Raw genomic sequence first — 19,489 nt, 5'->3', positions numbered from 1 at the left:
ATTTAATTTTTGTTGAGTTTTGGCTTGGTCTGCATGATCGCGAAGTAAGATGACGTAAATGCAGAGAGGCTTTGATATCCTACTTTATAAGCAACTTCACTCAAAGTATATTGCTTAGTGTCAATCAGTTCAATGCTTTTTAAAATTCTTGTCAGCTGCAGATATTTTTGTAAAGTAATTCCGGTTTCATTTTTAAAAATTCTTTGGAGACTTCGTACAGACATTTGTGCTTTTTCAGCTAGGGAATCAATATCCAGATTGTATCTGAAATTAGAATTGATATCATTACATACAGGAATCAGTCTTATATCCGTGGGAACAGGAATTTCCAGTCCGTTGCTTTCTCTGCAGAAATTGGGAAGGCTTTTTAAAATAGCTTTAAAAAAGATATCCTGTTCTTCATTTTCATCCAATGATTGGTTCCATTTTGAAGCATACGACAGCATTTCCTTTAAAACCGGCGGAACGGCAAATACCTGAACATTCTTATAAAATTCATCTTCAAAGACAGATTTGAAAAGGAATACCATCAAATTCACGGTCTGGGCTTCAGAAGTGATTTTGTGAGCTTTTTCTGAGGGAATCCAGATGACATGATGCTGTGGGACAAGATAAATTTTCCTGTCGATATGAAAATACTGGTATCCTTCTTCCACAAAAGTTAGCTGGGCACGGTTGTGTTTATGCTCATAATCATCATGTTTCCAGTTTTTTTCACACCACACATAAGCTTCTTTTTCGATGGAATCTACAAATTGGCTTTCCGTTTTTTCAATCAGTCCACATTTCATGTTGTCGTTTTGTATGTATATTTTGGCAAATTTAATAAAAACGCCAGTAGTATTTTTGTACTATCAATTATATCAATACAAATAAAACCTATATCTTATTCAGAATGAAAAAACTATGTCTTTTTTTTATTTTAATTTTATTATCTAATATCACCAACATCATGGCACAAAATAAAGCTAAAATATTGGTTCTTATCCATTCAGATAATGGCGGAACTTACGAACTGGCTAAGGAAATCGCCAAAGGAATTGAAAGCGAAAACAATGCAGTTCCCTATATCAAATTGGTCAAAGCATCGCAAAATCCCAATCTGAAGAATCTGCCTGTGGCCACGGTAGATGAATTGACAAATTATGATGGAATTGCTTTTGGGTCACCGGTTTATTTCGGAAACATCAGTACAGGAATGAGTGAATTTCTATCCAAAACGGTTCAAATTTGGACCAATCATGGATTAGAAGGCGTTCCGGCGACGGTATTCATGTCGGCAGGGAGCGGAGCAGGAAAAGAGCTTGCACTTCAGGCATTCTGGAATAGTCTTGCGGTACACGGAATGGTTTTGGTTTCTAACGGAATTCGAGGAACTGAAGAGCTGAATAAAGCGATTCCGCAGGGAAATACTGTTTTAGGAGTGACGAGTATGGCTTCTTTAAAAGATGTTGACCGACCTACAAAAGGGGAACGAAATATAGCGGAGCTGCAAGGAAAAAACTTTGCAAAAGTAGCGCTGGCATTACAAGGTACAAGATCTAAAAAAACGACAGCTATGGTGGAAAAACATCAGAATTTCAGTGAAATATTGAAACAGAAAAATATTATACTTCCACAGGTTCCTAAACCGGCAGGAAATTATCAGCCGTTTGTCCGTTCCGGAAATCTGGTATTTATTAATCAGGTTGCCTTGAAAGACGGAAAGATTTTCAATCCCGGTAAATTAGGTGTGGAAGTCAATGAGCAACAGGTAAAAGATGCTACAAAAGTGACCATGCTGAATGTTATTTCTGTATTGAATGAAGCTGTAGGAGGAGATTTAAGCAGAGTAAAACAATGTGTTCAGCTTACCGGAATTTTCAATACCAAAGATGATTATACCAAACATGCAGATCTGATGAATGTTGCTTCTGATCTGGCCGTTGAAGTCTTCGGAGAGAAAGGAAAACATGCCAGAGCTACTTTGGGGGCTTCCTCCATTCCTGTAGGCTCTTCAGTGGAGATTCAGGCAATTTTTGAAGTAGAGTAGACTTCAATTAAAATCTAAAATAGAATTTCAAATATTAACCACAGATGTATACAGATTATAAGTGTGTAAAGGATACAATGAAATCCTAAAGAAAGCATAAAATCTGTGTACATCTGTGGTTCAAAAATAATTAAAAAAACCTGGAAAAAACCTCTGCAATAATAGGAATGCTTTGCTCCAGCTGTTCTTCGGAAAGCGCTCCGTAACTCAATCTTAACCCATTAATTTGATTTTGACTGTATTGTTTCGGATGAATGATCTTAATATTTTTTTCCAGCAGTAAATCTGTTACTATATCCCAATCCAATTGTATTTTGGGAACCATCCAAAAGGCGAGTCCCCCTTCAGGCAGCGTAAAATCTGCAATGTCTTTCATATGTTTTTTCAACAATTCAAAAACAAAGTCTCGTTTGCTTTTATAATGTATTGTTGCTTTTTTAATATGTTTTTTCACGGCACCTTCTCTGATCAACTGAAGAACAGCCTGTTCCATAATCACGTCTCCGTGTACATCTATAATTTTTCTCAGATCCCCTATTTTTCTCAGTAATTCCTGATTTTTAGTCGCCAGATAACCGATCCTCAAAGCAGGGGCTACTACCTTACTCAAAGTCCCGATATACACATAATTGTGAAGTTCTGGAAAGCTTGAAATCGGCAGGATAGGACGATATCCGAAATGAAACTCATTATCATAATCATCTTCAATGATCGTGATATGGTATTGGTTTGATAATTCAATCAGTCTTAATCTTCTTGAGAGACTCAGGGTAACCGTAGTAGGATATTGTCTGTGAGGAGTTATGTAGATCGCTTTTATATTCTGATGCTGTGTCACCAGTTTTTCAATGGCTTCAATACTGATTCCTTCCTGATCTACAGGAACGGGTAAGAGGGTTGCGCCAGCATATTCAAAGGCACGCCATGCAGGCTGATATCCGGGATCTTCCACAATAATTTGGTCTCCTGAACTTAAAAGACTCTGAGCGGTCAGAAACATTCCCATCTGGCTGCCTCGTGTAATTGAAATTTCATTTTCATGAATGTGCATTCCACGCTGGTGGTTGAGCATCTGGGAGATCATTTTTCGAAATTCAATATCACCATGTTCATCTCCATAGCCCATCATCTGCCACTTTGCCTTGATGCTGAAGATCTGTCTGTAGGCTCTTGCCAGCTCCGTTACAGGTGCAATTTTACTGTCTGGATGACCATCGTCAAAATTGATTAAAAACCCGGTAGACAATACATGCTGCTCTCCGGTATTATTGAGATGATCAGCATTTCTTTCATGCAAAACAGGCAGCTTTTCTGATACGAAAATACCTTTTCTTTCTTTAGAAATTACCCATTCTTCATTGATAAGCACCTGATAGGCTTCCACAACGGTATTTCTATTGATTTTTAACGTCTGCGCAAGATTCCTGCTTCCGGGAAGGGCATCCCCGGCTTTTAACCTGCCTGAACGGATATCGCTGATAATAGTATCTGCAATCTGTAGATAAACTGCTTTATCAAGCTTTTTATCAATTTCTAATTCTAATTTCCAAGGTCGCAACATCTGGACTATCTATTTATATAAAAACTGAATCATTTTAATAGTCCAAATATAGAATAATTTTGTCATGCAATAAAGCACAAAACCATAATAATTTTAAAATCATGGACAAGAAAGAATTCAGTTCTAAAGATTTTCACGAAACTTTTGCAAGACCAAAGTATGTAAAGCCAAGCCATTTACTTCATAAAAATGTAGAGAATGCAGGAGAGCACAATCAGTTTTCAACAGAAAGAAAGCACCCGGTTTTCTTTGTAGATCTTCCGAGTAAAAATGTCAGCATGACAATCGGTGGACTACTTCCTGGGCAGCAGACCAATAAGCACCGTCATACTTATGAAACCGTATTGTTTGTCATTGAAGGAAAAGGATGGACAGAAGTAGAAGGTGAAAAGGTACATTGGGAAGCCGGAGATGCCGTATATATTCCTTCATGGGCATGGCATAAGCACCAGAACCTAAGTGATACGGAATCTGCCAAATATATTGCCTGCGAAAATGCTCCTCAACTGCAAAACTTAGGGGTTGCTTTGAGAGAAGAGGAAGGCAGAGACCTTTAATATTTGAGAGGTAAACCATTAAGGGATCGTTTTACTGATATGGATATGATTTTTTTTCAATGTGAAACCATTACTTAACAGTCTTAACAATTTAATCTCTCTTAATGGTTTACACCTTTTGCTAAAAATTATTTTAAATTTTTAAACTCACAAAACATGAAAAATGTGCCATTCAAAGGGATTATTGCCTATCCCATAACACCTTTTGATGAAAATGAAAAAGTAAATATTACCCTTTTCAAACATCTTGTAGAAAGGCTGATCACTTCCGGAAGTCATGGGATTGCTCCATTGGGAAGTACGGGAGTAATGCCTTACTTATCTGATGAAGAAAAAGAAGAAGTGACAGAAGCCACTTTACAGCAGGTAAATGGAAGAATTCCGACTCTTGTAGGGGTTTCCAATCTTACAACGGAGAAAACAATCCACCATGCTCAGTTTGCAGAGAAAGCAGGGGCGGATGCGGTTATGATTATTCCGATGAGCTACTGGAAGCTTACTGATGATGAGATTGTAACGCATTATGATGCGGTGGCCCGTAAAATTTCCATTCCCATTATGGCATATAACAATCCTGCGACAAGTGGAGTAGATATGTCGCCCGCTCTGTTGAAAAGACTTCTTGAGATTCCTAATGTAACCATGATCAAGGAAAGTACCGGAGATATACAGAGAATGCATTCTCTGAGAAGACAATTGGGAGAAGAAGTAGCGTTCTATAATGGTTCAAATCCTTTGGCATTGGCGGCATTTTCTGCCGGAGCGAGAGGGTGGTGTACAGCAGCCCCGAATCTTATTCCTGAACTCAATATCAACCTGTATAATGCGGTAGAGGAAGGAAACCTTGAAAAAGCAAAAGCTATTTTCTACCAGCAGTTTGACCTCTTAAAATTCATTGTCAATAAAGGATTGCCGAGAGCTGTAAAGGCAGGTCTTACTATTCTGGGTGAAGATGGCGGAAATCTGAGAAGTCCCTTAAAACCTCTTCACGAAAAAGAAAACGAAGAATTAAAAAATATTATTAAAACCCTTACTCATTAATACAATCTTATGAAAAAATCCATTTTTTATCATGCAGGATGTCCTGTGTGCATCAGTGCAGAACACGATATTATCAACCTTGTAGGTCCTGAAAATGTTGAAATCATTCATTTGGGAAATGATAGAAACAAAATTGAAGACGCTGAAAAAGCGGGTGTACAATCTGTGCCTGCTTTAGTAACTCCTAACGGGAATGTTCTTCATATTAATTTTGGAGCATCTATGGAAGATGTGAAAAAATAGTATTTTTAATCTTGTAAAAACGGCTCAATTTCTTGAGCCGTTTTTTATTGTTGGAAAACGCCACGGCGCAAATATAATATCTACTTTGTGTTGTAGGGCGCGAGGATTTTATCTTTGATAAAATTAAATGCTGGCTATTTTTATCTTTCGAAGATTATACAGATAACGCTGATGATTGTGTATAGATCTGCTTAGTTTGCAAAATCTGCGAGAGAATTTATTGTTTATTTTGAACCTTTTAAATTATAGCATTTCCTTCCACACCGTCAGAGTTATTGGTTTTATGGCCTGTTATTGCTGATGCAACGAAGCTAAACAGACTCACCAGTTTTCCTGCTTTAGTGTCCCAATAATAAGTTTCCTTGGGTTCTACACGGATAATGGTAACATTAGGATCATCTTTTCCGTCAAACCAGGCCTTAGCGAGAGGAGACCATTTTTCTTCTATGGTGGCTTTGTCTTTATAAACAGAAGCTTTTCCGTACACTGAAAGATATTGGGAATCACTGTTATTCATAAAAAACAGCTGTACTTGTCGGTCTTCTTTTATTTCAAAATTCTTGTTGCTGTTTCCACTGCTGATAAACCAGAGATTTCCGCTGTCATCCGTTTCCTGCAGAGTCATGGGTCTTGAATTCACAGGAACAGTTTCCAATTCTGTACAGAACATACATATTCGGGCTTTTTCTGACAATTCCTTGATTTTTTTGATCGCTTCGAGATGGGTAAGATTTTGTGTTGACATAATATACTATTTTAAGTGATTGGTTAATGCTTAAATGAATTTATTCAACAGGATTTGATGAATATTATTCATTAAAACATTCAAATACCCGACCAAAAGGGAATAAAATGTGGTACCTGAAATGGATTTGTTTTATTTTTTTGGAAATCGCAAAGACGTAGGATGTTTTCTATGTTATATAAAGTGCAAGAATTTTATCTTTCGCAGATCACACAGATTGCGCAGATAATTGTGTATAGATCTGCTTAATTTGCAAAATCTACAAGAGAATTTAAATATATGTTTTTGCATGTCATAAATTGAGATGTTATTCTTTTCTAGAAATAAGTTTTACGTAAATTTGATGAATGCAGATTTCACCTCCTAAACATCTGGCTCCTTTTATAAGGCATTATATCTTTCTGGAAAATTCCGGGGAGAGTATGAGGAGTTTAAGACTTTTTACTGATGGAAGTTCCGGACTTATTCTATCCGGAGATATGAAACTGTATTCTGGTATTTCTGAGGATCGGATGCCGCTTTCTTTTTTTTACGGAGCATTAAACGGATATAAAGATTTTTCTTCAAAAGGCAGATTTTCCTTGATTGCTGTTGTATTTCAACCTTATTTTCTGAATATCCTTTTAAAAACATCAGCAAAAGAGATCCAAAATCAGATTGTTTCTGTGGAAGATGTATTAAAAAACAGATTCGAAGTCTTTCAGGAAAAGCTTTTTAATAAAGTTGATCCTTCAAATATTATTAATCATCTGAATGCTTTTTTCACCGAATTTTTATCAGAAAGAATAAGCATTGATCATCAGATTATGATGGCTACTCAAAAATATATTCTTCAGAATAAAGGTATTGTATCATCCAAAGACTTAGAAAAATTTACAGGATATTCAGAACGCCACCTGGAAAGGAAGTTTGAATATCATATGGGAGTGACCCCTAAAAAATATGGAAATATTATACGCCTTCATTACTTTTTAAGCCTTATTAATAAAGGTGTTGATCATAAAAATATGGCGATGCTTTCTTATGAAGCAGGCTATTCTGACCAGTCACACCTTATCAGGGAATTTAAAAATAATATCGGACTTACTCCCAAACAATATCTGAAGACAGAAAATAAAATGGCTGTTAATTTCATCGAGTTGTAAACTATTCATGTCGGTTTTATACAATTTTTTGATGATGATCTGATCTAGTTTTGTCAAAAAAAATCAATGAATATTAAAATTTCAACCGCACAATTTGAAAATAAAAGTGGAGACAAAGCCTATAACCTCTCTGTCATAGAAAAGCTGGCTGGCAAAGCTGCTTCTGAAGGGTCTGATGTAATTGTTTTCCACGAATGCTCTATTACAGGCTATACTTTCGCCCGAAAACTTTCTAAAGAACAGCTGCTTGATGTTGCAGAGCGTATTCCGGAAGGAGAAAGTATTCAAAAACTACAAGAGATTGCTGCTCGCTATGATATCGTCATATTAGCCGGATTGTTTGAAAAAGATGAACATAATAACCTATTCAAAGCCTATGTATGTGTTGATAAAACAGGGTTGAAGGCAAAATATAGAAAATTGCATCCTTTTATCAATCCCCATCTTACCCCCGGTAATGAGTATTGCGTGTTTGATATTTTGGGCTGGAAATGTGGTATTCTCATCTGCTATGATAACAATATTATTGAAAATGTGAGGGCTACCAGACTTCTTGGTGCTGAAATTATTTTCATGCCTCACGTTACCATGTGTACGCCTTCTACAAGGCCGGGAGCCGGTTTTGTAGATCCTCAACTTTGGGAAAACAGAGAAGCAGATCCAACCTCTTTACGGTTGGAATTTAATGGGATGAAGGGAAGAGACTGGCTGATGAAGTGGCTACCATCAAGAGCCTATGATAATGGAGCTTATATTGTTTTTTCAAACCCGATTGGTATGGATGATGACCAATTGAAAAACGGATGTTCCATGATTATTGATCCTTTCGGTGATGTCATTGCCGAATGCCGTTCCTTCGACGACAGTTTCGAATCTGCTGTGATTACTCCTGAAAAGCTTACCCAGGCAGGAGGGTATAGGTATATTAAAGCCCGCAGGCCGGAATTGTATGGAGCTATAATAGGGCAGGAACATTCGTCTGAGCAGAAAGTGGTCTGGCTTGACGATAAAACAGTTTAAAATACAATCTCTCCTGTAGTATAATCTATAGGAGAGATTCATTTATTGGTTAATGGTTTTCTGCAGATCGCTCCAGGCACCGCCATTATAGATGTGTTTGAAGCCCCTTTCTTTTAAAATATTTTCAGCTTTTACACTTCTTAGTCCATGAGAACATACGGTGATGTATGTTTTTTCAGGATCAAGTTCTCTGTATCGCTCTCTGATGGTTCCCAACGAAATATTTATGGAACCTTCAATATGTCCTGTTTCAAACTCTTTTTCCGTTCTTACATCAAGAATAACGGCTGCTTTTTTCATTAAGGCAGGTAATCCGTTATCTAGGGTTTGGAAACGGTAAATTTTATAGGAAATATACAAGATAAGCGCTATACCGCAGAATATGAGGAAACTCTTCATAGCTTGCTTAGTATTTTTTTATCAATATAAAATGTTCCGAACGGAATAAAACAGGCTAAGATCACTTTCCATGTCACTTCTTTGAACTTCCAGTTTTGCTCTACACCCACGCTCAGCGTATTGAATAGGAAAAGAAGAAATAATGTTCCGTGAACGGGACCCAATATTCTTACAAATAAAGGATTTCCCATCCCATACTTCATGGGAACAGCAATGCATATTAGGCTCAACAGTGAAATGCCTTCTAAAATAGCCAGAATCCTCAGCCGGCCGATCTTTGTTTTAAATAAATCCATCATAATTATCTGAAATAAGGTCTGTTTGCAAAAGGAGAAAAAGGCCACGGAATCGCAATGAAAATAATGATCAGTGCAATGGAGAACCAGATTCCCATCGTTTTAAATTTTTCTTTATCTGAATCCTTTCGTTTGGCTAAAGCAGAGCCGATCGTGATGATAATAATAGCCGTTATCATCAATGAAATATGGATTAATCCGAAAAACAGATGTTCAAAAGATTCTTTGGCTTCGTTCAGATTCTTCCAGAAGTATTGAATAACCGGGCTTTTAAAATAAAATATCATTCCTATGATCAATTGAATATGCGCTATCGTAGCGGTCCAATGCCGTACTGAATCATCCGTTTTGGTGAATTTTCTGCCTGAAAAACATCCTTTAAAAGAACGGAAAATTGAATAGAGTAAGCTTAATAAAACCAGCCAGCGGGTCAGGGAGTGCAAAAAAGTAAGAGTCTGATACATCGGTTGTTTTTTCGAATGAAGCAAAGGTATAACAAAAACATACTAATTAGTATGTTTTTAATCAAAAAAATTATTGAAGAGTATTGAAATAAGACTTAAGTCCTTTTAAATAAACAAGATAAACTTCTTTTGAGTTTTCAAGTTTACCCATATTTCTTACGCCCCAATATCCTGAAATTACAAAAACGCTCACTTCTCTTGCGCTTACTTCTTTTTTGATCAATCCAGCTTCTTTGCCTTTTTCAATACACTCTGTGAAAGCATTTTCCCATTCTTTTGAAAGTTTGTGCAGCGCTTCTGTAAAAGCAATATGCCATGGAGCCATCTGTTGTACAAAATTAGAAGTAGGACAGCCGTATTCAACCTTTAGAAAATCATTTTCCATGAGAAGATTATAGAAGACCTGATAGATGTTTTCCAGAGGATTGGGCCCGTTTTGTAAAGTATCAATAAAAGTTTTTCTGAAAGTAACTTGCAAAAGTTCTGTGATAATGGCAAGACCCATTTCATCTTTAGTTTTGAAATGATAATAAAAAGCACCCTTTGTGACCTGAGTTTTTGCAATAATCTCGTCAATACTCGTTGTCTGAAAGCCTTTCTCATAGATTAATTCAAAGGCTTTCTGGAGAATAGTAAGACGGGTTGCTTCGGATTTCTTCATAAAAACTGCTGTTTATAATACAAAGGAACAAAATTTAAACAAAAAATAAAACTATCATTATTCTGATACATTGATACAATTTAAATAATTTTTATAATACAATAATTCGTCGGAAATTTGCCTTGTCAATATCAACAAAATACAAGACAATGAATTTTCAAAAAGAAATACAGACCAATACTGCATCACAGACTATAAAAAAGGGTCTTCCTGCAGCTTTATGGGCACTCACAATAAGTGCCTTCGCGATTGGGACTACAGAATTTGTGATTGTAGGACTGCTTCCAACAGTAGCTTCTGATCTTGGAATCACGATTCCTTCAGCAGGATTGCTGGTGAGTCTTTATGCCATAGGAGTAGCAATCGGAGCTCCGATTTTAACGGCTTTAACAGGGAAGATTCCGCGTAAAATGCTTTTGGTTTCCATTATGCTGCTGTTTGTTATCGGAAATGGATTGGCATCTATTGCTCCCGGCTTTATAACACTTGTTTTGGCAAGGATATTAACAGGTTTTGCCCATGGGGTCTATTTTTCCATTGGTTCTACCATTGCAGCATCACTGGTTCCTGAAGAAAAAAGAGCAACCGCTATTTCTATTATGTTTGCAGGACTTACGCTGGCCATTGTAACAGGAGTTCCGCTGGGTACTTTTATCGGGCAGCATTTCGGATGGAGAGCGACCTTCATTGGCGTTTCAATTCTTGGGATCATCGGATTGGCAGCCAGCTTATTACTGGTTCCCAATAATCTGAAAAACGGGAAGTCCGCTTCTTTAAAAAGCCAGTTTAAAGTTCTGGGAAATAAACGTCTTATTTTTGCTTTTTTGATGACGGCAACAGGATATGGAGGAACGTTTGTAGTTTTTACTTATCTGTCACCTATCTTACAGAAAATCACGGGATTTCAGGAATCTACCGTTACATTTATCCTGTTGATCTATGGAATTGCCATTGCATTGGGAAATCTGATTGGTGGAAAGGTAGCCAATAAAAATCCTTTGAAAGCTCTTCTATGGATGTTTGCAGCACAGGGATTGGTTTTATTAGCATTTTATTTTACGGTAAGCAGTCCGGTTTTAAGTATCGTTACCCTTTTCTTTTTAGGAGCTTTATCATTTGCTTCGGTTCCGGGACTTCAGCTATTGGTGGTGCAGATTGCAGAAAAAGAACTTCCCGGTACTGAGGATGTCGCTTCAGGGATCAATATTGCAGCATTCAATATTGGTATTGCGATAGGATCTTATGCCGGAGGAATGATTGTAACTTCATCTTTGGGACTGGTGAGTACACCATGGATTGGAGCTTTATTCCTGGTGGTTACAGTATTGATTACCATGTACAGTATCAGCTTAAGCAAGAAAAAATAAGATTTCACTAATAGTTTTATCTGACTTATCAATCCATGTCAAGATTTTAAACCTTGACATGGATAAAGCAAAAACCAGAATGTTAGAGGTATATAGTATATAAATGAAGAGGAACCAATACGGTGATGATGAAGTAGATGGTTTTATAAAGGTAGGTTTTGATCTGCCTTTATTTTGTTTTAAAAACCTTTGTATTGGAAAGAATAAAAGTTTGAAACTAAAATTTTCCTGCTCACTACAAGTGAACTGCATCTATAACCCATATGGCTATTCTTTTAATTATTTAAAATAAATAGGACTTATTTACCCAATGATAGAGCCGTTTAACATAATAAAAAATGCTCTTTATGTCTAAGTTAATTGTATATATTTATCTCCTGATGATCAAAATTATACAATGATAAAAAATTTAAAGACTGATCCAAAGCTGAAACAGATCGTAAAAATAATTTTATAATAAAATATCCTTTATGCATTATTCCCCAAAACCACTTCAATTATTCATTTTATTATATAGTGTTTTATCTTATGCTCAATCCAAACAAGATACTTTGCGTGGAGAGTTTACGTATCAGCTAAAAGCGAAATTCGACACACGAATTGATAATAGACATGAAGAGCTATTTTCATTACAAATAGGGGATAATCATGCATTTTTTGCAAGTATTGTATCACTGAAGGGCGATTCTGTAATGACAAACTCAGGAACAACTACCCATAATTCTGATGGAAGTATAAGTCTTGGTTGGAAAAAAGGAGTAGCGATTCCAAAAACAGATTTTAACTTTACCATTGCACAATCCAATGAAAATATACAATATTTTGATTCAGTTTTCATGGCATTACTTACCTATAAAGAGCCAGTCATAAAGAACTGGAAGCTTGTGAATGAAATAAAAGTAATCAATACCATTAATTGCAAAAAAGCAGAAGTAGCCTTTAAAGGAAGAAACTGGATAGCATGGTATGCCCCTGAAATTCCGTTTCCGTATGGTCCAATGAAATTCAGTGGATTACCCGGTTTGATCGTAAAAATAACGGATGACAAGGGAGATTATGATTTTGAACTGGTAAAATCTGTATCTGATTCTCAATTAAAAGGAAGATTAATCAATATCAAGAAAAGCAGATATACCGGGGCTGTAGAAACAACACAATCTAAATTGAAACAAGCACAAAGAAATAATGAAGCGAATACAGCTGCCGTATTTGCAAGCTATGGAACCACTATCGTAAAAGGACAGGAAATGCTAAAAAAGAGAGAAAAATTAAGGGAGGAAAACAGCAAATATCAAAATCCACTCGAATTAACCCCTTAGGTTATTAAATTTCATAAATATCCGCATCGGTAAAGACAAAAAATGTACTTTTCTTAGGCAGGTTTTTAGTATCCAATCCTGTGAATTCACTGAAGGCTGGGAGCAATAACTGATTATCGCTGAGAGCAAAGCAGGGAAGCCTTATGTTTTTAACAGCAGAATTCAGGACAATTCCCGGATGAATATGCCCGGTAATCTGAAATCCAGATCTTTCGGAATCAAAATCGTGAATAAAGGTAATGCTTTCTATTTCAAGATATTCAGTTTTGTTATTAAAACATAGTTTTTTCTCCAGAGCTTTTGAAATCCGGTCATGATTTCCTTCAATAAGATAAAACTGTATATGGGGATATTGGCTTTTCCATGTACAGAATTCGTCCACATCAGAATTGTCTCCGGCATGAAGCAGATCTCCAACCACAATGAATTTTTCAGGCTGAAAATATTCAATCAGAGCGGATAATCTTTCCAGGTCGCTTTTCATAATATGATTCGCTAATGCGATACCATTTTTACGGAAATGAGCCGTTTTTCCGATGTGAAGATCAGAAAGGATCAATGCTTTTTCTCTTTCCCAGAATGCCGCACGCTGATTGGTCAGAATGAAAGTTTCGTTTTGGATAGAAATGCTTTTGGTTGCTATAAACACGTTTTATAATTGAAAATTTGAATAGACTTATTGAGTTATATTAATTGCATCAGCTGACCTTCCGGCTTACATGAAACTTTTCATCAAAAACGTAAGTAAGAGGAATGCCGGTTGCAATTTCTCTTTCTAAAATTTCCTCAGGAGACAGGTGTTCCAGATACATAATCAAAGCACGCAGGCTGTTTCCATGAGCAACGATCAATACATTTTCTCCCTGCTTTAATAGCGGTCTTATCTGACTTTCAAAATAAGGAATTACCCTGTTGTAGGTATCTTTAAGACTTTCTCCTCCGGGAGGAACCACGTCATAGGATCTGCGCCAGGTATGAACCTGTTCATCACCGTATTTCAATGCAGTTTCTGCTTTGTTTAATCCTTCAAGATTTCCATAAGAACGTTCGTTTAATGCTTTATCCATAACGACCGGAATATTGGGATTTCCTATTTCATTCAGAATGATAGAGAGGGTATGCTGTGCTCTGATGAGTGCAGAAGTGAAAGCTATATCTATTTTTTCTCCTTGTAAAGAAAGGCCTGCTTTTCTTGCTTCTTCAATACCAGCTTCTGTTATATCGATATCCTTCCAGCCTGTAAATCTGTTTTCCAGATTCCAGAGTGATTGTCCGTGACGGACTAAGAACAACTTTTCCATTATTTAAATTTTATTTTATACTTCTAAGAAGGTATACTCTAAGGTACGATGATTATTTAAATTTATCAAGAAAATTAACTTAGAATATTAGGCTAAGAATAAGATTAAAATGACAGGTAAATTCATTGAAAAATATGTTGATTGATCTATCAGATATCAGTGATATTGGATAATTTCAGCATTCTTTTAATTCTTGCATCCAGCCCTTCACTCGAAAGTGTCTGCCTCAGACTGTCTACTTTAATCGGGAAGCTGAGCGGAGTAAAAGAACGGGAATGTTTTAAAATAATTTCAGACTTTTCAATCCTTTTAAAAGCTTCTACAAGCCGTTGTTCCTGAAGTTGCATATTAAAGACTTCCGTATAGGCTTGTTTTACTAAAAAATGATTAGAGTCGTGGTCTTCCAGAACTTTAAAAATAAGTCCGGCAGAACTTTGTAAAGATTTGTTGGAGCGCTGCTGTCCTGCATAGTTTTGAATAACCATTCCTGAAATCACAGCAATATCCCTGAATTTTCTTCTCGCCATTTCAGCAGAATTGATACTGGCAATCACATCATTCATGAGGTTTTCTCGGGTTAATATCTGCTGCAGATTATCTTCATTCAAAGGAATTTCTTTATCACTGAACAGCTCAAATCCGTAATCATTCATCGCCATCGAAAAGGAAATAGGCGCCAGTTTGGAAATACGATAGGCAATCAGCGCTGCCATCACTTCATGTACCAGACGGCCTTCAAAAGGATACATAAAAACATGATATCCTTCACGATTTTTGATCATTTCCACCAGAAATTCATTTTCTGTTGGGATATGGGAGTTTTCTTCCTGATTGGCGAGCAGAGGATGCAGAAATTTAAGTTCTTTTTCCGAAGCTTTAGGATTTAAAGCATGTGAAAGTTTTTCTCTTAAAAAATGTCCCAGATTGGAACTTAAAGGCAGTCTTCCTCCCAGGTAACTCGGTACCAAAGCCCTTCCTTTTGCTGCTCTTACATAGACCGTCATATCTTTGATCATGGCAACTTCCAGGGTACGGCCCGCCAGAATGAATTTTTCCTCTTTTTTCAGTTTTGAAATAAAATATTCTTCAATCATTCCGATATATCCTCCGGAAATAAATTTCACTTTCAGCATGGCATCACTTACAATCACGCCCATATTCATCCGGTGAAGCATGGCAATTTTTCTTGAAGTTACTTTATAAAGCCCGTCTTCCATAATGACGATCTTATGGAATTCTTCATAGCTTTTCAGAACACTTCCGCCAATAGTAAGAAATTCCAGGATACTTTTCCATTCTTCATCCAGAATTTCCTGAAAGGCATATACTTTTTTAATTCTTTCGTACAGTTCATCAGGATAAAAACCATCACCCACAGCCAATGTCATCAGAAACTGAACCAGCACATCGAAACATAATACCTGTGGTTCTCTAGGCTCAACAACTTTCTGTTTTACGGCTTCTTTTAAAGCTGAAACTTCAATCAGTTCCAGAGAATGGGTTGGAACACAATAAATTCTGGAGGTTTCAAAAGGGGAGTGCCCGCTACGTCCGGCTCTTTGCAGAAAACGTGCAACACCTTTGGCAGACCCGATTTGAATAATGGTATCAACAGGTTTAAAATCAATTCCTAGATCAAGAGATGAGGTAGAAACCACAGCTTTTAATTTGCCGGAACTTAAATTTTCTTCAATCCAGATTCTCAAATGGGCATCAATGGAACTGTGATGGATAGCGATCTGACCTGCAAAATCAGGATAAGCATCCAACAGAAGCTGATACCACATTTCACTCTGGCTCCTGGTATTGGTAAAAACAATTGTAGATTTTGACTCCAGAATAATCGGGACGACTTTATCGGCAAGCTTGTTTCCAAGATGTCCTGCCCACGGTAATATTTCAATCTCGTTCGGAAAAACAGGGATAATATCTATCTTTTTGTGTTCTCTGGCTGTAATTTTTGTCTTTTTTATATCATAAGGAATAAGAACGTCCATGGCTTCATCAAGGTTTCCAATGGTTGCGGTAATGCCCCATATTTTTATCTTGGGAACATATTTTCTAAGCTGGGAAATCCCCAGTTCTACCATGACACCGCGCTTTGAACCTAATAATTCATGCCATTCGTCCACAGCAACACATTTCATATCCCTGAAAAAGGTTTCATTATTTTTCTGAGCCAAAAGCAGATGAAGACTTTCGGGAGTGACAACGAGAATTTCAGGCATTTTCTTTATCTGCTGTTGTCGTACTTTCGGATCGGTATCTCCGTTTCTTACGCCTACGGCCCAATCAAGTCCAATTTCATCAATCGCTTCCTGCATGGCTTTCGCAATATCTTTGGATAAAGACCGCAATGGGGTAATCCAGATCATTTTCAGCCCTTTTTTGTATTGTTCAGGGTGATTCAGGAAGTCTGAGACCAATGCTAAAAATACAGAAAAAGTTTTTCCGAAACCAGTAGGAGCTACTACCATTCCGCTGTAACCATTTCCAAATTTCTTCCAGGTTTCCAGCTGAAATTTAAAAGGAGCAATACCTTTATCGGTCATCCATTGCTGAATGATCTTCAATCCGTCGGTATGTTCAAAAGCTGTCAATTTTATTGTATTAATTTTTTGATTTCTTCAAGGTTGTCAATTTCATCTACCGTTTTATCTTTCCGCCATCTTACAATTCTTGGAAAACGGAGCGCAACACCACTTTTATGACGGTTGCTGAAGCCAATGCCTTCAAAAGCAATTTCAAAGACGAGCTCTGCTTTTACCGTTCTCACAGGTCCAAATTTCTCAATGGCATTTTTGGTAACAAACCGGCTCACTTCCATGATTTCCTTATCCGTCAATCCGGAATAGGCTTTGGCGATGGTCACCAAAGCATCTCCGTTTTTCACGGCAAAAGTATAATCGGTATAATAAGCACTTCGTCTGCCACTTCCTTTCTGGGCATAAATAAGGACTGCATCAATGGTAAACGGATTGATTTTCCACTTCCACCAGTCGCCTTTTTTCCGGCCGGAATGATAGGGTGAGTTTTTTTGTTTGAGCATCAAACCTTCACTGTTTACAGCTCTTGAATTTTCACGAAGCGAATCCAGTTCTTCCCATTTTTCAAAATCCAGACTGTTGGAAAGGCTTATATTTTGGGGATTTTCATTTAATAATAATTCTTCAAGCAAAGCCCTTCTTGCAGAGATGGGTTTTTCTCTCAGATCATGATCTTCAAGTTCCAGTAAGTCATAGGCAAAGACTTCTATCGGAATTTCCGATAACATTTTTTTAGTTAAAGTTTTCCTGTTTAATCTTTTTTGTAATTCATTAAAATTTAAAACCTTACTGTCTTTTACCGCAAGTATTTCTCCATCTATGACAAAGTTGCCTTTCATCGCTTTTACCACTTCTGTGACTTCTGGAAATTGTTCTGTGACCAGTTCTTCACCTCTCGACCAGATGAAAACCTCGTCGTTTCTCCGGATGATCTGTCCGCGTATTCCATCCCATTTGTATTCTACCAGCCATTCATCAGGATTTCCCAGTTCTGCAGGTACTTTTTCCAAAGGATAGGCAAGACAGAAGGGATAAGGTTTTGAATTATCAGGATTCACATTTTCAGCATCTATAAGTTCTTTGAATGAGACCTCATCAGGCAGCCATTTTCCCATTAGACTATGCATCAGCGCACTCGATTCCTGACCGGAAAATTTGGTCAGTGCATTGATTAATGTTTTATCTGAGACCCCGATGCGAAAACTTCCGCCAATTAATTTATTGAAAATCAAACGTTCAGTGTAATCTAAACCATTCCATGAGTTTAAGACAAATTCTTTCTTTTCTGAATCTGTTTTGCCTTTCAAACCAACAATATCATTCATCCATTCTGATAAGGTACGTTCTATTTTTTCCTGTGGAGGCGGAAGAATCAATGATAGTGTTTCTCCAAGATCTCCTACAGAAGAATAAGATTCCTGAAACAGCCAGAAGGGGAGCCCGGTAATTTCCAGAGCCCATTCTTTCATATAATTGGTATTGACGTTTCTTTTGGGTCTTTTCCCGGTAAACAAAGCAATAAACCATACTTTATCTTCATCCGGAGCACGTTCCAGATAATCAATGATAGCATCAATTTTAGCATTGGTCTTATTGGTGGTTTCCAACGCATTGATAAGGTCTGCAAAATGTCTCATGATTCCGGATTTTCAATGGTTTCTTTTTCAGATTCTTCTTCATCTTCACCAAATAAGGTTTCCACAACATCTGCCTTGATTCCTATTTCATTCAGGTATTTTGAAAATACTTCCGTCTGTCCGTGCGTTACATGTACGAGTTCTGCTTCTGTAGCTTTTACAGTCTGCAATAATCCTTTCCAATCCGCATGGTCACTCATTGCAAAACCTGCATCTGCACTGCGCCATCTTCTGGCACCGCGAACCTGCATCCAGCCGGAACATATTGCGGTAGCTGGATCAGGAATTTTTTTGATGATATTACTGTCGAGTAAAGCCGGAGGAACAATGACAATTTCATGTTCCACCTCTTTGGAACGTTCCCTGAAATCTGCAATGGTATAGTCCGGAAGGTTGATTCCTACTGTTTCAAAGGCTTCATTCAGTTTTCCGATGGAATAGTGTACGTATATTTTCCCCAGGCCCTCTACCGCCTTCATGATACGCTGGGCCTTTCCTAAAGAATATCCGATGAATACAGATGTTTTATTATTTTCCTTATTCTTCAGTACCCAATTCTGAAGCTTTTTATTTAAATCCGGAACTTCAAGCCAGTTGTAAATAGGCAGCCCAAAAGTACTTTCCGTAACAAATTCATTGCATTTTACCAGTTCGAAAGGAGTACTCAACCCATCATCCTGAACTTTATAATCCCCTGAAATGACGGTCACATATCCTTTATATTCAAGCCTGATCTGTGCGGAACCAATAATATGTCCGGCAGGATGAAGCGAAAGCTTTACTCCATTGATGGTCACAATTTCTCCATATTCCAGACTCTGGCATTCGATATCCATGCCTATTCTTTGATGGAGAATAGGTTTCGTGAAATGGTGGCAAAGGTATTTTTTCATTCCCCAACGGGCATGATCAGCGTGGCCATGGGTAATAACCGCCAGATCTACAGGCCTCCAGGGATCTATATAAAATTTCCCCAGCGGACAGTAAATTCCTTTTTTTGTAAATGTGATTAATTTCAATGGTGTGACAGGTTTTGTGGAATAAGCTTCAAAAACTTAACCAATTTACAACAAACTGTTTATTTTTTTATCTTAGGCTTTGGGTAAAGCCGATGGAATATTTTAAAGATTAAATGGGCTAAAGACTATTTCTATT

General features: G+C 37.2%; 20 protein-coding genes. 8 read left to right on the top strand and 12 right to left on the bottom strand.

The features are described 5' to 3' along the window. Nucleotides 1-2: 2 nt before the first annotated feature. Complete coding sequence (locus C1634_RS18820) at nucleotides 3-791, bottom strand: AraC family transcriptional regulator (RefSeq protein ID WP_228410110.1); 789 nt, start codon at nucleotides 789-791, stop codon at nucleotides 3-5. A gap of 104 nt (nucleotides 792-895) precedes the next feature. Between C1634_RS18820 and C1634_RS18815 the strand changes: the two genes are divergently transcribed. Next, nucleotides 896-2,032: an Atu1372/SO_1960 family protein gene (locus tag C1634_RS18815; RefSeq protein ID WP_109738940.1), complete on the top strand. Its 1,137-nt coding sequence runs from the start codon at nucleotides 896-898 to the stop codon at nucleotides 2,030-2,032. Between the two features lie 130 nt (nucleotides 2,033-2,162). Here the strand turns inward: C1634_RS18815 and pdxR are convergent, their stop codons facing one another. Further along, on the bottom strand, nucleotides 2,163-3,593 hold the full coding sequence (pdxR, locus tag C1634_RS18810) for a MocR-like pyridoxine biosynthesis transcription factor PdxR (protein ID WP_103234630.1): 1,431 nt from the start codon (nucleotides 3,591-3,593) through the stop codon (nucleotides 2,163-2,165). A gap of 101 nt (nucleotides 3,594-3,694) precedes the next feature. Here pdxR and C1634_RS18805 point away from each other — a divergent pair, with 101 nt between their 5' ends. The 3 genes from C1634_RS18805 (at nucleotide 3,695) to C1634_RS18795 (ending at nucleotide 5,434) form a co-directional block, all read left to right on the top strand. Beyond that, the gene (locus C1634_RS18805) at nucleotides 3,695-4,150 is read left to right on the top strand and encodes a cupin domain-containing protein (RefSeq protein ID WP_103234631.1); all 456 of its coding nucleotides are present in this window, start codon (nucleotides 3,695-3,697) and stop codon (nucleotides 4,148-4,150) included. Between the two features lie 156 nt (nucleotides 4,151-4,306). Continuing rightward, entirely contained in the window at nucleotides 4,307-5,191 is an 885-nt protein-coding gene (locus C1634_RS18800; protein ID WP_103234632.1) for a dihydrodipicolinate synthase family protein, read from the top strand. A 9-nt stretch (nucleotides 5,192-5,200) separates the two neighbouring features. Then, nucleotides 5,201-5,434 (top strand): thioredoxin family protein, encoded by a 234-nt coding sequence (locus C1634_RS18795; protein WP_103234633.1) that lies wholly within the window; start codon nucleotides 5,201-5,203, stop codon nucleotides 5,432-5,434. Nucleotides 5,435-5,672: 238 nt separating this feature from the next. Here the strand turns inward: C1634_RS18795 and C1634_RS18790 are convergent, their stop codons facing one another. Next, entirely contained in the window at nucleotides 5,673-6,179 is a 507-nt protein-coding gene (locus C1634_RS18790) for a pyridoxamine 5'-phosphate oxidase family protein (RefSeq protein ID WP_103234634.1), read from the bottom strand. 347 nt (nucleotides 6,180-6,526) lie between these two features. Between C1634_RS18790 and C1634_RS18785 the strand changes: the two genes are divergently transcribed. Next, a complete protein-coding gene (locus tag C1634_RS18785) occupies nucleotides 6,527-7,324 on the top strand; it encodes a helix-turn-helix domain-containing protein (RefSeq protein ID WP_109738939.1) in 798 nt (265 codons plus the stop codon). 66 nt (nucleotides 7,325-7,390) lie between these two features. After that, nucleotides 7,391-8,344, top strand: a complete 954-nt coding sequence (locus C1634_RS18780) for a nitrilase family protein (protein WP_103234636.1) — start codon at nucleotides 7,391-7,393, stop codon at nucleotides 8,342-8,344. Between the two features lie 42 nt (nucleotides 8,345-8,386). Here C1634_RS18780 and C1634_RS18775 read toward each other — a convergent pair whose 3' ends face one another. From C1634_RS18775 to C1634_RS18760, 4 genes are all read right to left on the bottom strand, one after another. After that, on the bottom strand, nucleotides 8,387-8,743 hold the full coding sequence (locus C1634_RS18775) for a rhodanese-like domain-containing protein (protein ID WP_103234637.1): 357 nt from the start codon (nucleotides 8,741-8,743) through the stop codon (nucleotides 8,387-8,389). Further along, nucleotides 8,740-9,042, bottom strand: coding sequence for a DUF3817 domain-containing protein (locus C1634_RS18770; protein WP_109738938.1), 303 nt, complete (start codon nucleotides 9,040-9,042; stop codon nucleotides 8,740-8,742). The genes C1634_RS18775 and C1634_RS18770 overlap by 4 nt, the downstream gene beginning before the upstream one ends. A gap of 2 nt (nucleotides 9,043-9,044) precedes the next feature. Then, nucleotides 9,045-9,503 carry a hypothetical protein gene (locus C1634_RS18765; RefSeq protein WP_103234646.1) on the bottom strand — a complete coding sequence of 153 codons (459 nt, stop codon included), beginning with the start codon at nucleotides 9,501-9,503 and terminating at the stop codon, nucleotides 9,045-9,047. Between the two features lie 70 nt (nucleotides 9,504-9,573). Then, complete coding sequence (locus C1634_RS18760; RefSeq protein ID WP_109738937.1) at nucleotides 9,574-10,164, bottom strand: TetR/AcrR family transcriptional regulator; 591 nt, start codon at nucleotides 10,162-10,164, stop codon at nucleotides 9,574-9,576. Nucleotides 10,165-10,313: 149 nt separating this feature from the next. Here C1634_RS18760 and C1634_RS18755 point away from each other — a divergent pair, with 149 nt between their 5' ends. Then, nucleotides 10,314-11,531 carry an MFS transporter gene (locus tag C1634_RS18755; RefSeq protein WP_109738936.1) on the top strand — a complete coding sequence of 406 codons (1,218 nt, stop codon included), beginning with the start codon at nucleotides 10,314-10,316 and terminating at the stop codon, nucleotides 11,529-11,531. 470 nt (nucleotides 11,532-12,001) lie between these two features. Further along, complete coding sequence (locus C1634_RS18745) at nucleotides 12,002-12,850, top strand: GLPGLI family protein (RefSeq protein WP_103234650.1); 849 nt, start codon at nucleotides 12,002-12,004, stop codon at nucleotides 12,848-12,850. A 4-nt stretch (nucleotides 12,851-12,854) separates the two neighbouring features. Here C1634_RS18745 and pdeM read toward each other — a convergent pair whose 3' ends face one another. The 5 genes from pdeM to C1634_RS18720 form a co-directional block, all read right to left on the bottom strand. Continuing rightward, the gene (gene pdeM, locus C1634_RS18740; protein ID WP_109738935.1) at nucleotides 12,855-13,499 is read right to left on the bottom strand and encodes a ligase-associated DNA damage response endonuclease PdeM; all 645 of its coding nucleotides are present in this window, start codon (nucleotides 13,497-13,499) and stop codon (nucleotides 12,855-12,857) included. 49 nt (nucleotides 13,500-13,548) lie between these two features. Next, on the bottom strand, nucleotides 13,549-14,151 hold the full coding sequence (locus tag C1634_RS18735) for a 2,3-bisphosphoglycerate-dependent phosphoglycerate mutase (protein ID WP_185145147.1): 603 nt from the start codon (nucleotides 14,149-14,151) through the stop codon (nucleotides 13,549-13,551). 149 nt (nucleotides 14,152-14,300) lie between these two features. Beyond that, a complete protein-coding gene (locus C1634_RS18730; RefSeq protein WP_109738934.1) occupies nucleotides 14,301-16,751 on the bottom strand; it encodes a ligase-associated DNA damage response DEXH box helicase in 2,451 nt (816 codons plus the stop codon). A gap of 2 nt (nucleotides 16,752-16,753) precedes the next feature. After that, on the bottom strand, nucleotides 16,754-18,334 hold the full coding sequence (locus C1634_RS18725) for an ATP-dependent DNA ligase (RefSeq protein ID WP_103234570.1): 1,581 nt from the start codon (nucleotides 18,332-18,334) through the stop codon (nucleotides 16,754-16,756). Beyond that, nucleotides 18,331-19,353 carry a ligase-associated DNA damage response exonuclease gene (locus C1634_RS18720; protein ID WP_103234571.1) on the bottom strand — a complete coding sequence of 341 codons (1,023 nt, stop codon included), beginning with the start codon at nucleotides 19,351-19,353 and terminating at the stop codon, nucleotides 18,331-18,333. The genes C1634_RS18725 and C1634_RS18720 overlap by 4 nt, the downstream gene beginning before the upstream one ends. Nucleotides 19,354-19,489 lie beyond the last annotated feature (136 nt).

It is taken from the genome of Chryseobacterium viscerum (assembly GCF_002899945.2).
Taxonomy (GTDB): Bacteria; Bacteroidota; Bacteroidia; order Flavobacteriales; family Weeksellaceae; genus Chryseobacterium; species Chryseobacterium viscerum.
The sequence above is the reverse complement of the archived record's forward strand: the minus strand, read 5'-3'. Positions and strand labels throughout refer to the sequence as shown.

Bases quoted from the DNA above. Each gene is read 5' to 3' on its own strand.
- C1634_RS18765 (WP_103234646.1), bottom strand. From the start codon at position 9,503: ATGTATCAGACTCTTACTTTTTTGCACTCCCTGACCCGCTGGCTGGTT.
- C1634_RS18735 (WP_185145147.1), bottom strand. From the start codon at position 14,151: ATGGAAAAGTTGTTCTTAGTCCGTCACGGACAATCACTCTGGAATCTG.
- C1634_RS18745 (WP_103234650.1), top strand. From the start codon at position 12,002: ATGCATTATTCCCCAAAACCACTTCAATTATTCATTTTATTATATAGT.
- C1634_RS18800 (WP_103234632.1), top strand. From the start codon at position 4,307: ATGAAAAATGTGCCATTCAAAGGGATTATTGCCTATCCCATAACACCT.
- C1634_RS18795 (WP_103234633.1), top strand. From the start codon at position 5,201: ATGAAAAAATCCATTTTTTATCATGCAGGATGTCCTGTGTGCATCAGT.
- C1634_RS18805 (WP_103234631.1), top strand. From the start codon at position 3,695: ATGGACAAGAAAGAATTCAGTTCTAAAGATTTTCACGAAACTTTTGCA.
- C1634_RS18785 (WP_109738939.1), top strand. From the start codon at position 6,527: ATGCAGATTTCACCTCCTAAACATCTGGCTCCTTTTATAAGGCATTAT.
- C1634_RS18790 (WP_103234634.1), bottom strand. From the start codon at position 6,179: ATGTCAACACAAAATCTTACCCATCTCGAAGCGATCAAAAAAATCAAG.
- C1634_RS18725 (WP_103234570.1), bottom strand. From the start codon at position 18,334: ATGAGACATTTTGCAGACCTTATCAATGCGTTGGAAACCACCAATAAG.
- C1634_RS18780 (WP_103234636.1), top strand. From the start codon at position 7,391: ATGAATATTAAAATTTCAACCGCACAATTTGAAAATAAAAGTGGAGAC.
- C1634_RS18820 (WP_228410110.1), bottom strand. From the start codon at position 791: ATGAAATGTGGACTGATTGAAAAAACGGAAAGCCAATTTGTAGATTCC.
- C1634_RS18775 (WP_103234637.1), bottom strand. From the start codon at position 8,743: ATGAAGAGTTTCCTCATATTCTGCGGTATAGCGCTTATCTTGTATATT.
- C1634_RS18755 (WP_109738936.1), top strand. From the start codon at position 10,314: ATGAATTTTCAAAAAGAAATACAGACCAATACTGCATCACAGACTATA.
- C1634_RS18770 (WP_109738938.1), bottom strand. From the start codon at position 9,042: ATGATGGATTTATTTAAAACAAAGATCGGCCGGCTGAGGATTCTGGCT.
- pdxR (WP_103234630.1), bottom strand. From the start codon at position 3,593: ATGTTGCGACCTTGGAAATTAGAATTAGAAATTGATAAAAAGCTTGAT.
- C1634_RS18815 (WP_109738940.1), top strand. From the start codon at position 896: ATGAAAAAACTATGTCTTTTTTTTATTTTAATTTTATTATCTAATATC.
- C1634_RS18760 (WP_109738937.1), bottom strand. From the start codon at position 10,164: ATGAAGAAATCCGAAGCAACCCGTCTTACTATTCTCCAGAAAGCCTTT.